Genomic DNA, 13,994 nt, shown 5'->3' with positions numbered 1-13,994 from the left:
CGGGCGATGGCACAACGGCAACTCAAGCTTGGCGCGTTCATGCGCCCGATCAGCATTCACACCGGCGCCTGGCGCTATCCCGGGGCCTGGCCCGACGCCAATTTCAATTTCGGTCACATCAAGCAGCTGATCCAAAAGCTCGAGGCCGGCAAGTTCGACGCCTTCTTCATGGCCGATCACCTCGCCGTCCTCAACATGCCGATCAACGCACTCAAGCGCAGCCACACCGTGACCTCGTTCGAGCCGTTCACGCTGCTGTCGGCACTCTCGGCGGTCACCGAGCGCATCGGCCTGATCGCGACGGGCTCGACCACGTTCGACGAGCCCTATCACGTCGCCCGGCGCTTCGCCTCGCTCGACCAGCTCAGCGGCGGCCGGGCCGGCTGGAATATCGTCACCACCTCGAACCCGGACGCGGCGCTGAATTTCGGCCTCGACGACCACATGGAGCACGCCGAGCGCTACAAGCGCGCCCGCGAATTCTACGACGTCGTCACGGGCTTATGGGATTCCTTCGCCGACGACGCCTTCGTGCGCGACGTCGAAAGCGGCCTGTTCTTCGATCCCGCGAAGATGCACACGCTCGACCACAACGGCAAATACTTCAAAGTGCGCGGTCCCCTCAACATCGCCCGCCCCGTGCAGGGCTGGCCGGTGATCGTGCAGGCCGGCGCCTCCGAGGACGGCAAGCAGCTCGCGGCTGAAACCGCGGAAGCCGTGTTCACCGGCGGCGGCAGCCTCGCCGACGGTCAAAAACTCTACGCCGACATCAAGGGCCGCATGGAGAAGGTCGGCCGCGATCCCGAGCACCTCAAGATCCTGCCCGGCGCCTTCGTCGTGGTCGGCGACAGCGTCGATGAGGCCAAGGAGAAGCGCGCCCTGCTCGACAGCCGCGTGCATTACGACAGCGCCATCGCGTCGCTGTCGGTCATCCTCGGCACCGACGCCTCCGGCTTCGATCCGGATGGTCCCCTCCCCGACATCCCCGAGACCAACGCCAGCAAGAGCGGCCGCCAGCGCATGGTCGATCTGGCCGCCCGCGACAAGCTCACCGTGCGCCAGCTCGCCCAACGCGTCGGCGGCTATGGCGGGCTGTCCTTCGTCGGCACGGCCAAGACCATCGCCGACCAGATGGAGGAATGGCTGGTCGGGCGCGGCTCCGACGGCTTCAACATCATGTTCCCGTTCCTGCCCGCCGGCCTCGACGATTTCGTCGACAAGGTGGTCCCGGAGCTGCAGCGCCGCGGGATTTTCCGCAAAGAGTATGAAGGGGCCACTTTGAGGGAGAATCTGGGCTTGCCCCGGCCGAAAAACCGGTTCTTTGACGTCTGATCGGGCCGATTTGAGCAGTTCGCTGGCCCGAAAACCTTGACATCAGGCGGTTTCTGGCTAGGTTGCCGGCCAACGCGGGCCATTTGGCCGGCTCCAGATTCCCCTGATATTCTGAGGTTCAGAACATGGCCAAAGCGGTCACCATCAAGGTCAAGCTCGTGTCCTCGGCCGACACCGGCTTCTACTACGTCGCCAAGAAGAATTCGCGCACCATGACCGACAAGCTGGTCAAGAAGAAGTATGACCCGGTCGCGCGCAAGCACGTCGAATTCCGCGAAGCCAAGATCAAGTAAGATCGGCGTAGCGTGAAGCGTTTTGCGGGGCCCTGTCGGGCCCCGTTTCATTTTGTCCCCCTCTCGTGTCCCGGACGCGCTGCAGCGCGCTTGCGCTGCTGCGCAGAGCCGGGACCCAGCAGGCCACACAGCACGATACCGCGGCATGGGCCCCGGCTCAGCAGCGCACCGTCGAAGTGACGCTGCGCTGCGTCCGGGGCACGAGAGCCGAACCAGGCGTGCTTCTGGAGTCGCGTCCTTATATACGCGCAGAAGACGCCTTGTCGGCTTTGGGTCCAGCGAGAGACATCGCGGGCCGGGGCCTGATACAAGCAGGCAACCAACTTGGGCAAATGAGACGAGCTTGGTTCCGCTTCTGACACGCTCCACTACGCCGTCCGCAACACCGGCGCCGGTGGCTGCGACGGCCTGGCAAGCGCGAACGCCACCTGCACGATGCCGCCGGCAAGGCCGAGCGCCACGCCGATGCGCCAGGCCATGGTGTAGGAGCCGAGCGCGTCGTAGAGCACCCCGCCTCCGTAGGCGCCGAGGAAGCTGCCGATCTGGTGGCTCATGAAGGCGAGGCCCTGGATCATCGCCTGCCAGCGCAGGCCGAACATCTCGGCGACCGCGCCCGCGACCAGCGGGCCGACGCCCATCCAGAGGAAGCCCATGATCGCGCCGAACAGCAGCGTCGAGAACGGCGTCGCCGGCAGCATGAAGTACCAGGCGAGCGCGAGCGAGCGCAGGATGTAGATCCCGCCCAGCAGCGCCAGCTTGTTCCAGCGCTGGCCGGCCCAGCCGAAGAACAGCGAGCCCAGCACGTTGAAGCCGCCGATCATGCCGAGCGTCTGCGCGCTCAGCATCGGATCGAGGCCGCAGATCGCGAGATATGACGGCAGATGCGTGGTGAGGAACACGAGCTGCATGCCGCAGACGAGATAGGCGCAGGTCATCACCACGAAGGACACGTTGCCGAACGCGGTCCTCGCAGCCGTCGCGGCCGTGGCATCGTCGATCTCGTCGGCCGCCGGCTTGGGCAGCGGAATCTGGTCGACGCGCCCGGCGTACCAGGCGGCGGGGACCATCAGCACCGACATGATGACGAAACCGGCAATGCCAATGCGCCAGCCAAAGCCTTCGTTGAGCATCTGCCCGATCGGCGCCGACAAGAGCGCGCCGAGCGAGCCCGCACCGGAGACGATGCCGAGCACGGTGGAGCGCACCGTCTCCGGCACCGCACGCGCCGCCACCGACATCGCGATCGCCGCTGCGGTGCAGGCGAGCGAGGTCCCGATCAGCACGCCAGCGCCGATCATGATGCTGATCATCCCGTTCGCGGTCGCCATCAGCGCGAGGCCTGCGATGTACATCAGCGCGCCTGCGATCATGATCGGACGGAAGCCGTAGCGCACCGTCAGCGCTCCGGCAGGCGGCTGGAGGAAGCCCCAAGCGAGGTTTTGCACGGCCAGCGCCAGCGTGAAATCCGAGATCGAAATGTGAATGTCCTGCGTCAGCGGCTGCATGAAGATGCCGAGCGACTGCCGCAGCCCCATGCTCAGCGTCAGCATGATCGAGGCGCCGATCAGGATCGGCAATGTCGGACGCAGGACCTGCAACAGGGGCATTCTTCTTCTCCCTTTTGGGCGCGGCACGCGTGCCGTCGTCTGCTTTTGCCGATGTTTTTGGTTACACAGACCTGTGTACTTAGGCTATAGATGGCCTCAGCTGTCAAGCGAACAGGACGCACGCGACCGCATGGCTCCCCCGCCTGCCCCTCAGTCGATGAAAGAGCGGATCCTTCAGACCGCCGACAAGCTGTTCTATCTGCAAGGCATTCGCGCGATCGGCGTCGACACCATCGCGGCCGAGATCGGCATCTCCAAGCGCACGCTCTACAACCACTTCCCGTCCAAGGACGCGCTGATCGCGGCTTACCTCGAGCGCCGCTTCGTAAGCGCACGCGCCTCCGACAAGCCGCCGGCCGAGCAGATCCTCGCCACCTTCGATTCGCTGGAACGGCGCTTTGCGGCGAAAGACTTCCGCGGCTGCCCGTTCGTGAATGCGGTCGCCGAGCTCGGGCCTTCGGATCGCGCCGTGAAGAAGATTGCAATCGCCTTCAAGGAAAGCCGCCGCCTCTGGTTTCGCGACCGGTTGAACGAGCTCGGTGTGACGGAAGCGGATGCGCTCGCAACGCAGCTCGTGCTGCTCGTGGATGGCTCCATCGCGCAGGACCTCGTCCGCGATGATCCCGCAATGGCGAGGGCCGCGAAGGAAGCTGCGAAGGTGTTGTTGCGCAATGCGGGGGTGGACGTGGTCGGCGATGCGGACAAGCCGGTGAAGGGACGCAAGCGTGCGCCACAATAATCGCCTCCGCCGCATCACACGGTGTCATGCTCCGCGCAGGCGGGGCATCCAGTATTCGCCCAGCCCCCGCGTAAGCCCTTGATCCGACTAGCGTCGGCTACTGTGCATGGGGTTGTTTTCGCAAATATTGTGTCGCCGCGGCCTCACGCCGCCTGCGACACCACCCGATTGCGGCCGTCGTGCTTGGCCCGGTACAGCGCGGTGTCGGCGCGCTTGAGGACGTCGGCGACCGCCTCGCCTTTTCTCTCCAGCGTGGTGAGGCCAATCGAGATCGTGACCTCGATGCGCTTCGCCCCTTTGTGGATCGCGAACGGCTCGCCCGCGATCGAGCGGCGCAGGCGCTCGGCGACCATGCCGGCGACGTGGAGATCGGTCTCCGGCATCACGATCACGAACTCCTCGCCGCCGTAGCGGCAGGCGAGATCAATGCCGCGGATCGACTTGCGCACGCGTACTGCGAACTCGCGCAGCACGTCGTCGCCGGCGTCGTGGCCGTAATTGTCGTTGATCGATTTGAAATAGTCGATGTCCAGGATCATCAGCGCCAGCGGCTTGCCGCGGATCGCGGCCTGCTCGGCGAGCGTTGCCAGATGGCTCTCCATGTAGCGGCGATTGTGCAGGCCGGTGAGCGCATCGGTGATCGCCATCTCGATCGAGTTCTGCACGTTGTCGCGCAAATGATCGGTGTAGCGGCGGCGGCGGATCTGGGTGCGGGCGCGCGCCAAGAGCTCGGTCTTGTCGATGGGGCGCAGCAGGTAGTCGTTGACGCCGATCTCGAGGCCGCGCAGCAGCCGCGTCGAGTTCTCGGGGTTGGCGATTGCCAGGATCGGCACGTGGCGCGTGCGCTCCAGCGAGCGCGCCTGGCTGCATAGCCTGAGGCCGTCGAAATTGTTGAGGTCGAGCGAGACGATCAGGAGATCGTAGTTGCCCTCAGCGGCATGGAACAGCGCTTCCGTCGGGTTCGGCTCGACGTCGATGGTGTGCTCGGCGGCGAGGATCGTCGCCAGCCGCTCATAGGAGGACTCGCGGTCGTCGACCAGCAGGATGCGGCCGCCCTTGCCGGTGTCGGCGACGGCGCTGCGCTCGGGCGCCTGCATCCCGATCTCGAGCGAGGTGATGGCGCGCATGCGCAGCTCATCCGTCATCATCTTCAGCCGCGTCAGCGATCGCACGCGCGCGATCAGCACGACATCGGAGACGGGTTTGGTGAGGAAATCGTCGGCACCGGCTTCCAGCCCGCGATTGCGGTCGGCGGGGCTGTCGAGCGCGGTGACCATCACGACCGGGATGTGATGCGTGGCCGGATCGGTCTTGAGGCGGCGGCAGACTTCAAAACCGTCGATGTCGGGCATCATCACGTCGAGCAGGATGATGTCGCATTCGGCGCGGTGACAGATCGCCAGCGCCTCGGTGCCGTTCGAGGCGGTCATCACGTCGAAATATTCGGCGGAGAGGCGGGCTTCGAGGAGCTTGACGTTGGCGGGGACGTCGTCGACGACCAGGATACGCGCGGACACTGTGAACTCACTTCCTATCCGATGAAACGCCGGACCGTCTCAATGAATTTGCCGACCGAGATCGGCTTGGACAAATAGGCTTCGCAGCCGCCCTCGCGGATGCGCTCTTCGTCGCCCTTCATCGCGAAGGCCGTGACCGCGACGACGGGAATGGTGCGCAGCTCCGGATCGTCCTTGATCCAGCGCGTCACCTCGAGACCGGAGACCTGCGGCAGCTGGATGTCCATCAGCACGAGGTCGGGCCGCATCTTGCGAACGAGGTCGAGCGCCTCGTAGCCGTTGCTGGTGCCGGAGGTCTGGTAGCCGTGCGCCTCCAATAGGTCGCGGAAGAGCTTCATGTTGAGCTCGTTGTCTTCCACGATCAGGACGGTCTTAGCCATCCCGCCCTCCTGATTGGTCCGCAGACCGGTACATGTGACGCCTCAGACGCCGCTTCCCGGCGTTTCGAAAACTGGATTCAAACTAGCCTCAGATTCGCTTGAGTTTCGTTAAACCCGAGGGTCGACTTTCTGCGATCTGGTTTCCAGTTGCTTGTCGCGGGTCGCAAGACTCAAGACGAAGACTCGGGCATGATGATTCCAAAGTAGACACTGAAAGTTAACGGAAAGGCAAACCGGCCCCGTGAAAAAGCCTGTTCACAACCCCCGCGAAGTCGCTGAAATCGTTGCGATTCAGGCCCTGTCCTTCGTCGCCGGCGAGCCCGAGCGGCTGGGCCTGTTCCTGGCCGAGACGGGGGTCGGTCCGGAGACCCTCCGCAATGCCGCCTCCGACCCCAATTTCCTCCTCAGCGTGCTCGATTTCGTGCTGCGCGATGACGACACCGTGAAGGCCTTTGCCAAGGCCGCAGAACTGCATCCGACCAACGTTGCCGCAGCGCGGCAGGTCCTCGGCGACGCGCTCGGCGACCCCTCCTGGGAGCGCGACGTGCCGTGAGCGCCCCAGAGGCGGCCGGGCCCCGCTGCTTCTGCCGGGATTGTCTGGCCGATCTGGATATGGGCGTGCGGCGCTGTTCCGCCTGCGGATCCCCTCGCCTCGTCCGCCACCGCGCTCTGGCAGGCCTGACCATCGCCCATATCGACTGCGACGCCTTCTATGCGACGGTCGAGAAGCGCGACAACCCTGGTATCGCCGACAAGCCGGTCATCATCGGCGGCGGCAAGCGCGGCGTGGTATCGGCCGCCTGCTACATCGCGCGCACCTACGGCGTGCGCTCGGCGATGCCGATGTTCAAGGCGCTCGAGGCCTGCCCGCATGCGACCGTGATCCGCCCGGATATGGCGAAGTACGTCCGGGTCGGCCGCGAGGTACGGCAGGCCATGCAGGCGCTGACGCCGCTGGTCGAGCCGCTCTCGATCGACGAGGCTTTCCTCGATCTCTCCGGCACCGAGCGCGTGCACGGCATGATCCCGGCAAAAGTGCTGGCGCGCTTTGCCCGTGACGTCGAGCGCGACATCGGCATCACCGTCTCGGTCGGCCTGTCCTGCAACAAGTTTCTGGCCAAGATCGCCTCCGACCTCGACAAGCCGCGCGGCTTTGCCGCGCTCGACCAGGAGGAAGCGCTGACGATGCTGGCTTCGAGGCCGGTCGGCTTCATCTTCGGCGTCGGCCCCGCCACGCAGGAGCGCCTCGTGCAGCGCGGCTTCCGCATCATCGCCGACCTCCAGAAGGCCGACGAGATCGAGATGATGCGGCAGTTTCCGAGCGACGGACGCAGGCTGTGGCGGCTCGCGCGCGGCATCGACGACCGCCGCGTCGAGCCTGATCGCGGCGCCAAGACGATCTCCAGCGAAACCACTTTCGAGACCGACATCCGCGATTTCGTGACACTGGAGAAGATCCTGTGGCGGCTCTGCGAGAAGACGTCGTCGCGGCTCAAGAGCAGCGAGCTGGCGGGCTCGACCGTCACGCTGAAGCTGAAGACCGCCGATTTCCGCCAGCGCACCCGCTCGCAGTCGATCGCAGCGCCAACGCAGCTCGCCGCAAAGATCTTCTCGATCTGCCGCGAGATGCTCGCGAAAGAGATCGACGGCACCGCCTTCCGCCTGATGGGCGCCGGCGTCAGCGCGCTGCGCGAAGGCTCGGCCAGCGACGACACCGATATGCTCGACCGCCGCGCTGCGCACGCCGAACGTGCGGTGGACAGCCTGCGCAAGAAGTTCGGCAGCGCCGCGGTGATCCGCGGCATTGCGTATGAGGGGCCGGAGAAGGCGCAGGAGTGATCTAGTCCTGCTCTGCTCAGTCGCGTTCGAATATCCGTGCGCCCGGATAGGCGCGCCTGGCATACTGAACGACCAACTGTCGATCCTGAGTTTCCAGGAACGGCGTTCGGATCTGACAAGACCCGACGATGAGGTGCCACAAGCCGTTGAGCTTTCGAATGACCACGTTCATTTGAGCGTCCTCGCAGTGACCCGAATGGACTCAAATTGTAGGAATCTCCCGCCGTCGCTCAATTGTACCAGCGTAAGGTCAGCGCATGAGAAGGATTGGAGGAGATATACAAAGGTATGTTGACCATGGCTTCAACAGCCGCCGGCGCCGATAGCTTCGCGGGGGCTCAAACGATCTTACCGGTTCGGAGACTGGCACCGTGACAGGCGAACGCGATCTCGACGCGCTGCTGGGCAACATCAAGCCGGAAATGCTGGACGGCGTCTTCGTGTTTTGCACGCTTGCGCCGAGCGCGAGCATTCCAGCCACCATCAGCCCGATGCTGATGTTCCGCGAACGCGAAGGAACGACGCTGGTGATACTGCGCGAGGAGGCGGAACGTGCCGGACTACGCCATGAATTTCCCTCGCGCCTGATCACCTTGACAGTTCGCTCCGCGCTCGATGCGGTGGGCTTTCTGGCGGCAATCACGGCGCGTCTGGCCGAAGCCGGCATCAGCGTGAACGCCGTGTCGGCCTTCTATCACGATCATCTCTTCGTGCCCGCTGACAGGGCCGACGAAGCGATGGCACTGCTCCAAGAGCTGTCTGGCGCGAGGCACGCGTAGCCCGAATGGAGCGCAGCGAAATCCGGGCTACAGGAAAAACCTCAATCTGCGATCGCGATCGCCTCGATCTCGATCAGCCATTCCGGCGCGGCGAGCGCGGAGACGCCGACGAGCGTGGATGCCGGCGGCTCCATGCCTTCGAAGAAGGCCGAGCGGGCCTTACCGATGATGGGGCGCAGCTCCGGCTTGTAGTTGACGACGAAGGTCGTGATTTTCACGATGTTGGAATAGCTCGCCCCCGCCGCCTTCAGCGCCAGGCCGAGATTCTGCATCACCTGCGTCGTCTGCGCGGCGATATCGCCCTCGCCCACGATCCGGCCCTCCTCGTCCACCGAGACCTGCCCGGAGATGTAGATCGTGCGCGCGCCGGAAGCCGTTACCACGTGCGAATAGGCCGGATTGTGGTGCAGACCACTGGGGCGGAGATGGTCGAGCTTGGGCATGGGGTTGCTCCCGTAGGTTTATACTTGGGAGGGAGCCTAGCTGGAGAGCGTGCCGAGGGCTAGCCCGTCATTGCGAGGAGCTCTTGCGACGAAGCAATCCAGAATCCTCCCGCGGAGGGATTCTGGATTGCTTCGCTGCGCTCGCAATGACGAAGGAGAGACAAACCCTCAATTGCAGGGTTTGCTGTCCTTCACGTCGAACTTGCCCATCGCGCCGGAGATCACGAAATCGTTGTAATCCAGCACGAGCTGGCGCGAGACGCCGTTCTCGTAGAGCTCGAACGACATCGCATAGACCGGCGTCTGCTCGCCTTCCTTCTGCTGGGCGTCGCGATCGAAATAGCTGACGGTGACGGGCCAGCGCTTCAGCGACTTCATGTGCTCGTCCGAGGTCGACGGATCGGTCGAGGTGGCGCGGTCGGCGGGGATCGGCTGGCCGATCACGGTCAGCGTGTTGTAGACCTTCTGGCCGTCGTCGGAGCCGTCATAGACGGAGAGCTCCAGCAGCGATTTGCCGTCCTTGGCGGCGGCGATGATGCGCTGGATCTGCTCGGTCGGGAATACGATCTTCCCGTCGAGCGTGAACGTCTTCGGCGCCGGCAGCTTCAGCTTGACATTGATATGGTCGCCGTCGCGCTCGGCCGAGCCGTCGACGCGGCCGGCGTCCGCCTCGTTCATGCGCGTCTCGATCTTGAAGCGGTAGCTCTTGCCGGCGGCGTCCTCCCAGGAATTGGAGCGAAGGTCGCTGAGCGTAACCTTGCCTTCGCCGCTGTCGAGCTCGGAGACCTGGCGGAATTCGGAGGTGTAGCCCTCGCAGGCGCTGCCAGTGAAGTTGTAGAGGATCCGGCCCCGCGCGCTGTTGACCGAATTGGACCGCGATTTGACGAGGCTGAGGTCATAGAGCGCCTGGTGCGCGAGAAACGGACCGTTGGCGGCCTGAGCCCCGCCACCAAGGCCGACACTGGCCGCGGCGAGCGCCATCACACCGAGCGAAGTCCGGAAAAGGTGCACCATGTCTGTTCCCTGAGGAAGCGCAGATTCGACATTTTAATGACCGTTCCATTGCGTCGCAACTGAGGCCGTTTCACGTAAAGTTGCCCCTTCGCGTTGAACCTGCTGCCCTGCCCCAACCAAATGCAGCCCCCTCCGGTTGCTTGCATGTGGCGGCACGATGGGCGAAACAGGGCGCGACCGGCCTTCAGACGGACGTGCCGGGAGCGAATGATTTTGGACAACGAGGTCGGACATGGCGGGCACGGTCGAGCAGAAACTGGCGGAGCAGGGCATCAAGCTACATGAAGCCCCCACCCCCGTCGCCAACTACGTCCCGTTCGTGCGCACCGGCAATTTGCTGTTCGTCTCCGGCCAGGTCTGTTTTGATCCCGCCGGCAAGCTGATCGCCAAGGGCAAGCTCGGCGCTGGCGTCTCCATCGAGGAAGGGGCTGCGGCTGCGCGCGGCTGTGCCGTCAATCTGCTGGCCCAGGTCAAGGCGGCACTCGGCGACCTCGACAAGGTCGTGCGGGTAGTCCGCCTCGGCGGCTTCATCAACTCGGCCCCGGATTTCCTGGACGGGCCGAAGGTGCTCAACGGCGCCTCCGACCTGATGGTCGCCGCCTTCGGCGACAAGGGCCGCCACGCCCGGACCACCGTCGGTGTCGCCTCGCTGCCCGCGGACGCGGCGGTCGAGGTCGACGGCGTGTTCGAGGTCGCCTGACACGAAATGCGCGCTCCGGATTGGCTGACAGCCCGGCCGGTCGCCCATCGCGGCCTGCACGACATTTCCCGCGGCATCGTCGAGAACATGCCGGGGGCAGTCCAGGCTGCAATCACGGGCAATTTCTCGATCGAGGTCGATATCCAGCTCTCCGCCGATGGCGAGGCCATGGTGCATCACGACCATGCCCTCGGCCGCCTCACCGAGGCCGCCGGTGACGTGATCTCAAAAACCGCGGCGGAGCTGAAGGCGGTCAAGTTCAGGGATACCGACGAGCGGATGATGTCGCTCAGCGACCTCTGCGCCATGCTCGCCGGCCGCGTGCCCCTCGTGATCGAGGTGAAGAGCCATTTTGGCGGCGACCGCAAGCTGGTGAAGCGGATGGCCGAGGTGCTGGCGTCCTATGACGGCCCCGCGGTCGGCATGTCGTTCGATCCCGACCAGGTGCTGGCGCTGCGGGAATTGCTCCCCTCCCGTCCGCGCGGCATCGTCGCGCAGCGGACCTATGGGGACGAGTACTGGGCCAAGCTCACCCAGGAGCAGCGCGACAGCATGCTGTACCTGCGCCATGGCTTTCAGACCCAGCCGCATTTCGTCGCCTTCAAGGTCGATCACCTTCCGGCCCCGGCGCCCTGGATCGCCCGCAACGTCTTCGGCTGCGCCCTGCTCGGCTGGACCGTCCGCACCCCGGAGCAGCGGACGCGGGTCGGACAGTATGCAGATCAGATGATCTTCGAGGGGTTCGTGCCGTAGGGTTAGCTCTCGTGTCCCGGACAAGCTGCAACGCAAGCGTTGCGGCGCAGAGCCGGGACCCAGCAAGCGGCACGCTGCGCGGTGAGATGGGCCCCGGCTCTGCAGCGCGCCGGGGCGCTGCGCTGCGTCCGGGGCACGCGACCTGTGTTCCCGCCCCTTGAAGTCGCTGCTGCAATGCACGATCTTGGGCGCAATGGCATCATCCGACATTACGCTCGAGGCTGTACCGTCCATCGGCGAAATCTCGCCCGCGGATTGGGACGCCTGCGCCAATCCCGGCAAGGGCTTTAACGAGAAGGCCTTTAACGAGAAGGCCTGCAACGGTCATGGCGCGGGAACCTCATCCGGCCTTCCAGGCGATTCCCTCGGGCTCTCAAGGCCTGCCTATAACCCGTTCGTCTCCCACGCCTTTCTCTCCGCCGTCGAGAAATCGGGTTCAGCCACGATCCGCACCGGGTGGGGTCCGCGGCATCTCGTGGCCAAGCTCGACGGCCGCGTCGCCGGAATCGTGCCCTGCTATCTGAAATCGCACAGCCAAGGCGAATACGTCTTCGACCGGGGCTGGGCGGATGCCTATGAGCGCGCCGGCGGGCGCTACTACCCGAAGCTCCAGGTCTCGGTTCCCTTCACCCCGGCGACGGGACCGCGGCTGCTGGTCCGCGACGGCGTCGATCGCGAGCGCATCATGGACGCGCTGGCGAGCGGGTTGGTGGCGCTGTGCGGCGTCAGCAAGGCCTCCTCCGTCCATGTCACCTTCGCGCGCGAAGCCGAATGGAAGCTGCTCGCCGAGCACGGCTTCCTGCAGCGCACGGACCAGCAGTTCCACTGGCACAACGAGGGTTTTACGAGCTTCGACGATTTCCTGGCGACGCTGAACTCCCGCCACCGCAAATCGATCAAGCGCGAGCGGCGCGATGCGCTCGCCGCCGGCATCACCATCCACTGGCTCACGGGAAAAGACATCAGCGAGGATGCCTGGGACGCCTTTTTCGAATTCTACATGGAGACTGGCTCGCGCAAATGGGGCCGGCCGTATCTGACGCGCGAGTTCTTCTCGCTGATCGGCGAGACCATGAGCGAGGACGTGCTGCTGGTAATGGCCCGCCGCAACAATCGCTGGATCGCGGGTGCGATCAACTTCATCGGCTCGGACACCCTGTTCGGCCGCAACTGGGGCGCGGTCGAGCATCATCCGTTCCTGCATTTCGAGATCTGCTATTACCAAGCGATCGACTTCGCGATCAAACACGGCCTCAAACATGTCGAGGCCGGCGCGCAAGGCGAGCACAAGATCGCGCGGGGCTACCTGCCGAAGACCACCCATTCCGCGCACTTCATCGCCGATCCCGGCCTGCGCCGCGCCATCGACGACTACCTCAAGCGCGAGCGCGCCTATGTCGCCGAGGCCGGACGGGAGCTTGCCGAGCTCGGCCCGTTCCGCAAGGGCGCCGACGAGGCGCCTTGACGATTTGCCGTGCCTGGTGACAGTAAGCGCAAAATACTACGCGCAAGTCTCTTGGGAGCCGTCGCCATGACCGCCTACGACACCAACAACATTTTCGCAAAGATCCTGCGCGGCGAACTGCCCTGCAACAAGGTGTACGAGGACGAGCACGTCTTCGCCTTCCTCGACATCATGCCGCGCGTGCCCGGCCACACGCTGGTGATCCCGAAGGCCCCTGCCCGCAACATCCTCGACATCAAGCCCGACGACTACGCCCATGTCGCGCGCGGCGCGCACAAGATCGCAGCGGCCGCGATGAAGGCGTTCAACGCCGACGGCATCACCGTGCAGCAGTTCAACGAGCCCGCTGGCGGTCAGGTGGTGTTCCATCTGCACATGCACGTGATGCCGCGCCACGACGGCGTCGCCATGCTGCCGCCTGCGAGCCGCAAGGAAGATGCCAGGGTGCTGGAAGAGCACGCGGCGAAGCTGATCGCGGCGCTGAAGGGGTAGCCGCCTCACACTCCGTCATTGCGAGGAGCCCTTGCGACGAAGCAATCCAGACTGTCTCTGCGGAAGCAGCCTGGATTGCTTCGCTTCGCTCGCAATGACGGGGTTAGAGCGGAGCGCCCTTCACTCCGTTTCGAAATCGCCTTTCTGCGGCGCGGCCAGTGGCGTGAACTCGCAGCGATCCGGCTTGATGTCGATCAGCGGCGTATTGTCGATGCAATCGAGCCCGCGCACCAGGATCGCATTGCCCTCGATACCGACCAGCTTCACGATCGACGTGCCGATCGGGTTGGGCCGCACCGGCGAGCGCAGCGAAAATGTGCCGCGGGTTTTCTCGTTGTTCTTCGGGCTTTGCAGGATGATGTCGCGGCGCGATTTGTCGAGCCAGTAGAGCACTTCGAGATTGCTGTAGAAATCGACGCCCTTGATCGCCGGCACGAACGGCTCGAAGATCTCGAGGCGGCATATCGGGCCGTCCTGACGCCCCTGCCGCGGCGTCTCCAGCCGCGACGACCAGGGCGTGCGGATACGGCCGATGAAGACGAGGCCGGCATCTTGCGTCGGCGGCAGCTCGATGGCGACCTCGCCCTCGCGGAGCTCCTGTTCGCGAACCATATGTCCTGTTCCTTAGCTGTTCGCCGGCG

General features: G+C 64.7%; 17 protein-coding genes. 10 read left to right on the top strand and 7 right to left on the bottom strand.

Features of this window, described 5'->3' with window-relative positions:
* The first annotated feature begins 6 nt into the window (after window positions 1-6).
* Together ACVIIV_RS22740 and rpmG are read left to right on the top strand one after the other, a co-directional pair.
* A complete protein-coding gene (locus tag ACVIIV_RS22740) occupies window positions 7-1,332 on the top strand; it encodes an LLM class flavin-dependent oxidoreductase (protein ID WP_456746148.1) in 1,326 nt (441 codons plus the stop codon).
* A gap of 125 nt (window positions 1,333-1,457) precedes the next feature.
* Window positions 1,458-1,625: a 50S ribosomal protein L33 gene (gene rpmG, locus ACVIIV_RS22735; RefSeq protein WP_007603295.1), complete on the top strand. Its 168-nt coding sequence runs from the start codon at window positions 1,458-1,460 to the stop codon at window positions 1,623-1,625.
* A gap of 368 nt (window positions 1,626-1,993) precedes the next feature.
* On the opposite strand, the gene ACVIIV_RS22730 is transcribed toward rpmG, so the two are convergent.
* Entirely contained in the window at window positions 1,994-3,232 is a 1,239-nt protein-coding gene (locus ACVIIV_RS22730; protein WP_456746147.1) for an MFS transporter, read from the bottom strand.
* Window positions 3,233-3,362: 130 nt separating this feature from the next.
* Between ACVIIV_RS22730 and ACVIIV_RS22725 the strand changes: the two genes are divergently transcribed.
* Window positions 3,363-3,971, top strand: coding sequence for a TetR/AcrR family transcriptional regulator (locus ACVIIV_RS22725; protein WP_456746146.1), 609 nt, complete (start codon window positions 3,363-3,365; stop codon window positions 3,969-3,971).
* 143 nt (window positions 3,972-4,114) lie between these two features.
* On the opposite strand, the gene ACVIIV_RS22720 is transcribed toward ACVIIV_RS22725, so the two are convergent.
* Both ACVIIV_RS22720 and ACVIIV_RS22715 read right to left on the bottom strand, forming a co-directional pair.
* Window positions 4,115-5,488, bottom strand: coding sequence for a PleD family two-component system response regulator (locus tag ACVIIV_RS22720; protein ID WP_456746145.1), 1,374 nt, complete (start codon window positions 5,486-5,488; stop codon window positions 4,115-4,117).
* Window positions 5,489-5,502: 14 nt separating this feature from the next.
* Window positions 5,503-5,868, bottom strand: coding sequence for a response regulator (locus ACVIIV_RS22715; protein ID WP_027553080.1), 366 nt, complete (start codon window positions 5,866-5,868; stop codon window positions 5,503-5,505).
* Window positions 5,869-6,109: 241 nt separating this feature from the next.
* On the opposite strand from ACVIIV_RS22715, the gene ACVIIV_RS22710 reads away from it, so the two are divergent.
* Both ACVIIV_RS22710 and ACVIIV_RS22705 read left to right on the top strand, forming a co-directional pair.
* Window positions 6,110-6,421 carry a DUF3572 domain-containing protein gene (locus tag ACVIIV_RS22710; RefSeq protein WP_166815614.1) on the top strand — a complete coding sequence of 104 codons (312 nt, stop codon included), beginning with the start codon at window positions 6,110-6,112 and terminating at the stop codon, window positions 6,419-6,421.
* The gene (locus ACVIIV_RS22705) at window positions 6,418-7,707 is read left to right on the top strand and encodes a DNA polymerase IV (RefSeq protein ID WP_456746144.1); all 1,290 of its coding nucleotides are present in this window, start codon (window positions 6,418-6,420) and stop codon (window positions 7,705-7,707) included. The genes ACVIIV_RS22710 and ACVIIV_RS22705 overlap by 4 nt, the downstream gene beginning before the upstream one ends.
* Before the next feature lie 16 nt (window positions 7,708-7,723).
* Here ACVIIV_RS22705 and ACVIIV_RS22700 read toward each other — a convergent pair whose 3' ends face one another.
* Window positions 7,724-7,879 carry a hypothetical protein gene (locus ACVIIV_RS22700; protein WP_008548553.1) on the bottom strand — a complete coding sequence of 52 codons (156 nt, stop codon included), beginning with the start codon at window positions 7,877-7,879 and terminating at the stop codon, window positions 7,724-7,726.
* Between the two features lie 199 nt (window positions 7,880-8,078).
* Between ACVIIV_RS22700 and ACVIIV_RS22695 the strand changes: the two genes are divergently transcribed.
* Complete coding sequence (locus tag ACVIIV_RS22695) at window positions 8,079-8,486, top strand: ACT domain-containing protein (RefSeq protein WP_456746143.1); 408 nt, start codon at window positions 8,079-8,081, stop codon at window positions 8,484-8,486.
* Between the two features lie 41 nt (window positions 8,487-8,527).
* Here the strand turns inward: ACVIIV_RS22695 and ACVIIV_RS22690 are convergent, their stop codons facing one another.
* Window positions 8,528-8,929 carry a RidA family protein gene (locus ACVIIV_RS22690; protein ID WP_456746142.1) on the bottom strand — a complete coding sequence of 134 codons (402 nt, stop codon included), beginning with the start codon at window positions 8,927-8,929 and terminating at the stop codon, window positions 8,528-8,530.
* Window positions 8,930-9,097: 168 nt separating this feature from the next.
* Window positions 9,098-9,943 carry a cell envelope integrity EipB family protein gene (locus tag ACVIIV_RS22685; RefSeq protein ID WP_456746141.1) on the bottom strand — a complete coding sequence of 282 codons (846 nt, stop codon included), beginning with the start codon at window positions 9,941-9,943 and terminating at the stop codon, window positions 9,098-9,100.
* Window positions 9,944-10,175: 232 nt separating this feature from the next.
* Here ACVIIV_RS22685 and ACVIIV_RS22680 point away from each other — a divergent pair, with 232 nt between their 5' ends.
* From ACVIIV_RS22680 to ACVIIV_RS22665, 4 genes are all read left to right on the top strand, one after another.
* Window positions 10,176-10,643, top strand: a complete 468-nt coding sequence (locus tag ACVIIV_RS22680) for a RidA family protein (protein ID WP_061021329.1) — start codon at window positions 10,176-10,178, stop codon at window positions 10,641-10,643.
* A gap of 6 nt (window positions 10,644-10,649) precedes the next feature.
* Window positions 10,650-11,396 (top strand): glycerophosphodiester phosphodiesterase, encoded by a 747-nt coding sequence (locus ACVIIV_RS22675; protein ID WP_456746140.1) that lies wholly within the window; start codon window positions 10,650-10,652, stop codon window positions 11,394-11,396.
* Between the two features lie 193 nt (window positions 11,397-11,589).
* Complete coding sequence (locus ACVIIV_RS22670) at window positions 11,590-12,861, top strand: GNAT family N-acetyltransferase (protein ID WP_456746139.1); 1,272 nt, start codon at window positions 11,590-11,592, stop codon at window positions 12,859-12,861.
* A gap of 66 nt (window positions 12,862-12,927) precedes the next feature.
* Entirely contained in the window at window positions 12,928-13,353 is a 426-nt protein-coding gene (locus ACVIIV_RS22665) for an HIT family protein (RefSeq protein ID WP_456746138.1), read from the top strand.
* A 120-nt stretch (window positions 13,354-13,473) separates the two neighbouring features.
* Here the strand turns inward: ACVIIV_RS22665 and tsaA are convergent, their stop codons facing one another.
* Window positions 13,474-13,965 (bottom strand): tRNA (N6-threonylcarbamoyladenosine(37)-N6)-methyltransferase TrmO, encoded by a 492-nt coding sequence (gene tsaA / locus ACVIIV_RS22660; RefSeq protein ID WP_456746137.1) that lies wholly within the window; start codon window positions 13,963-13,965, stop codon window positions 13,474-13,476.
* Window positions 13,966-13,994 lie beyond the last annotated feature (29 nt).

This window comes from Bradyrhizobium sp. USDA 4354 (assembly GCF_054060315.1).
Note: the sequence above shows the minus strand (reverse complement) of the source record. Positions and strands in the feature narration are given on the sequence as shown.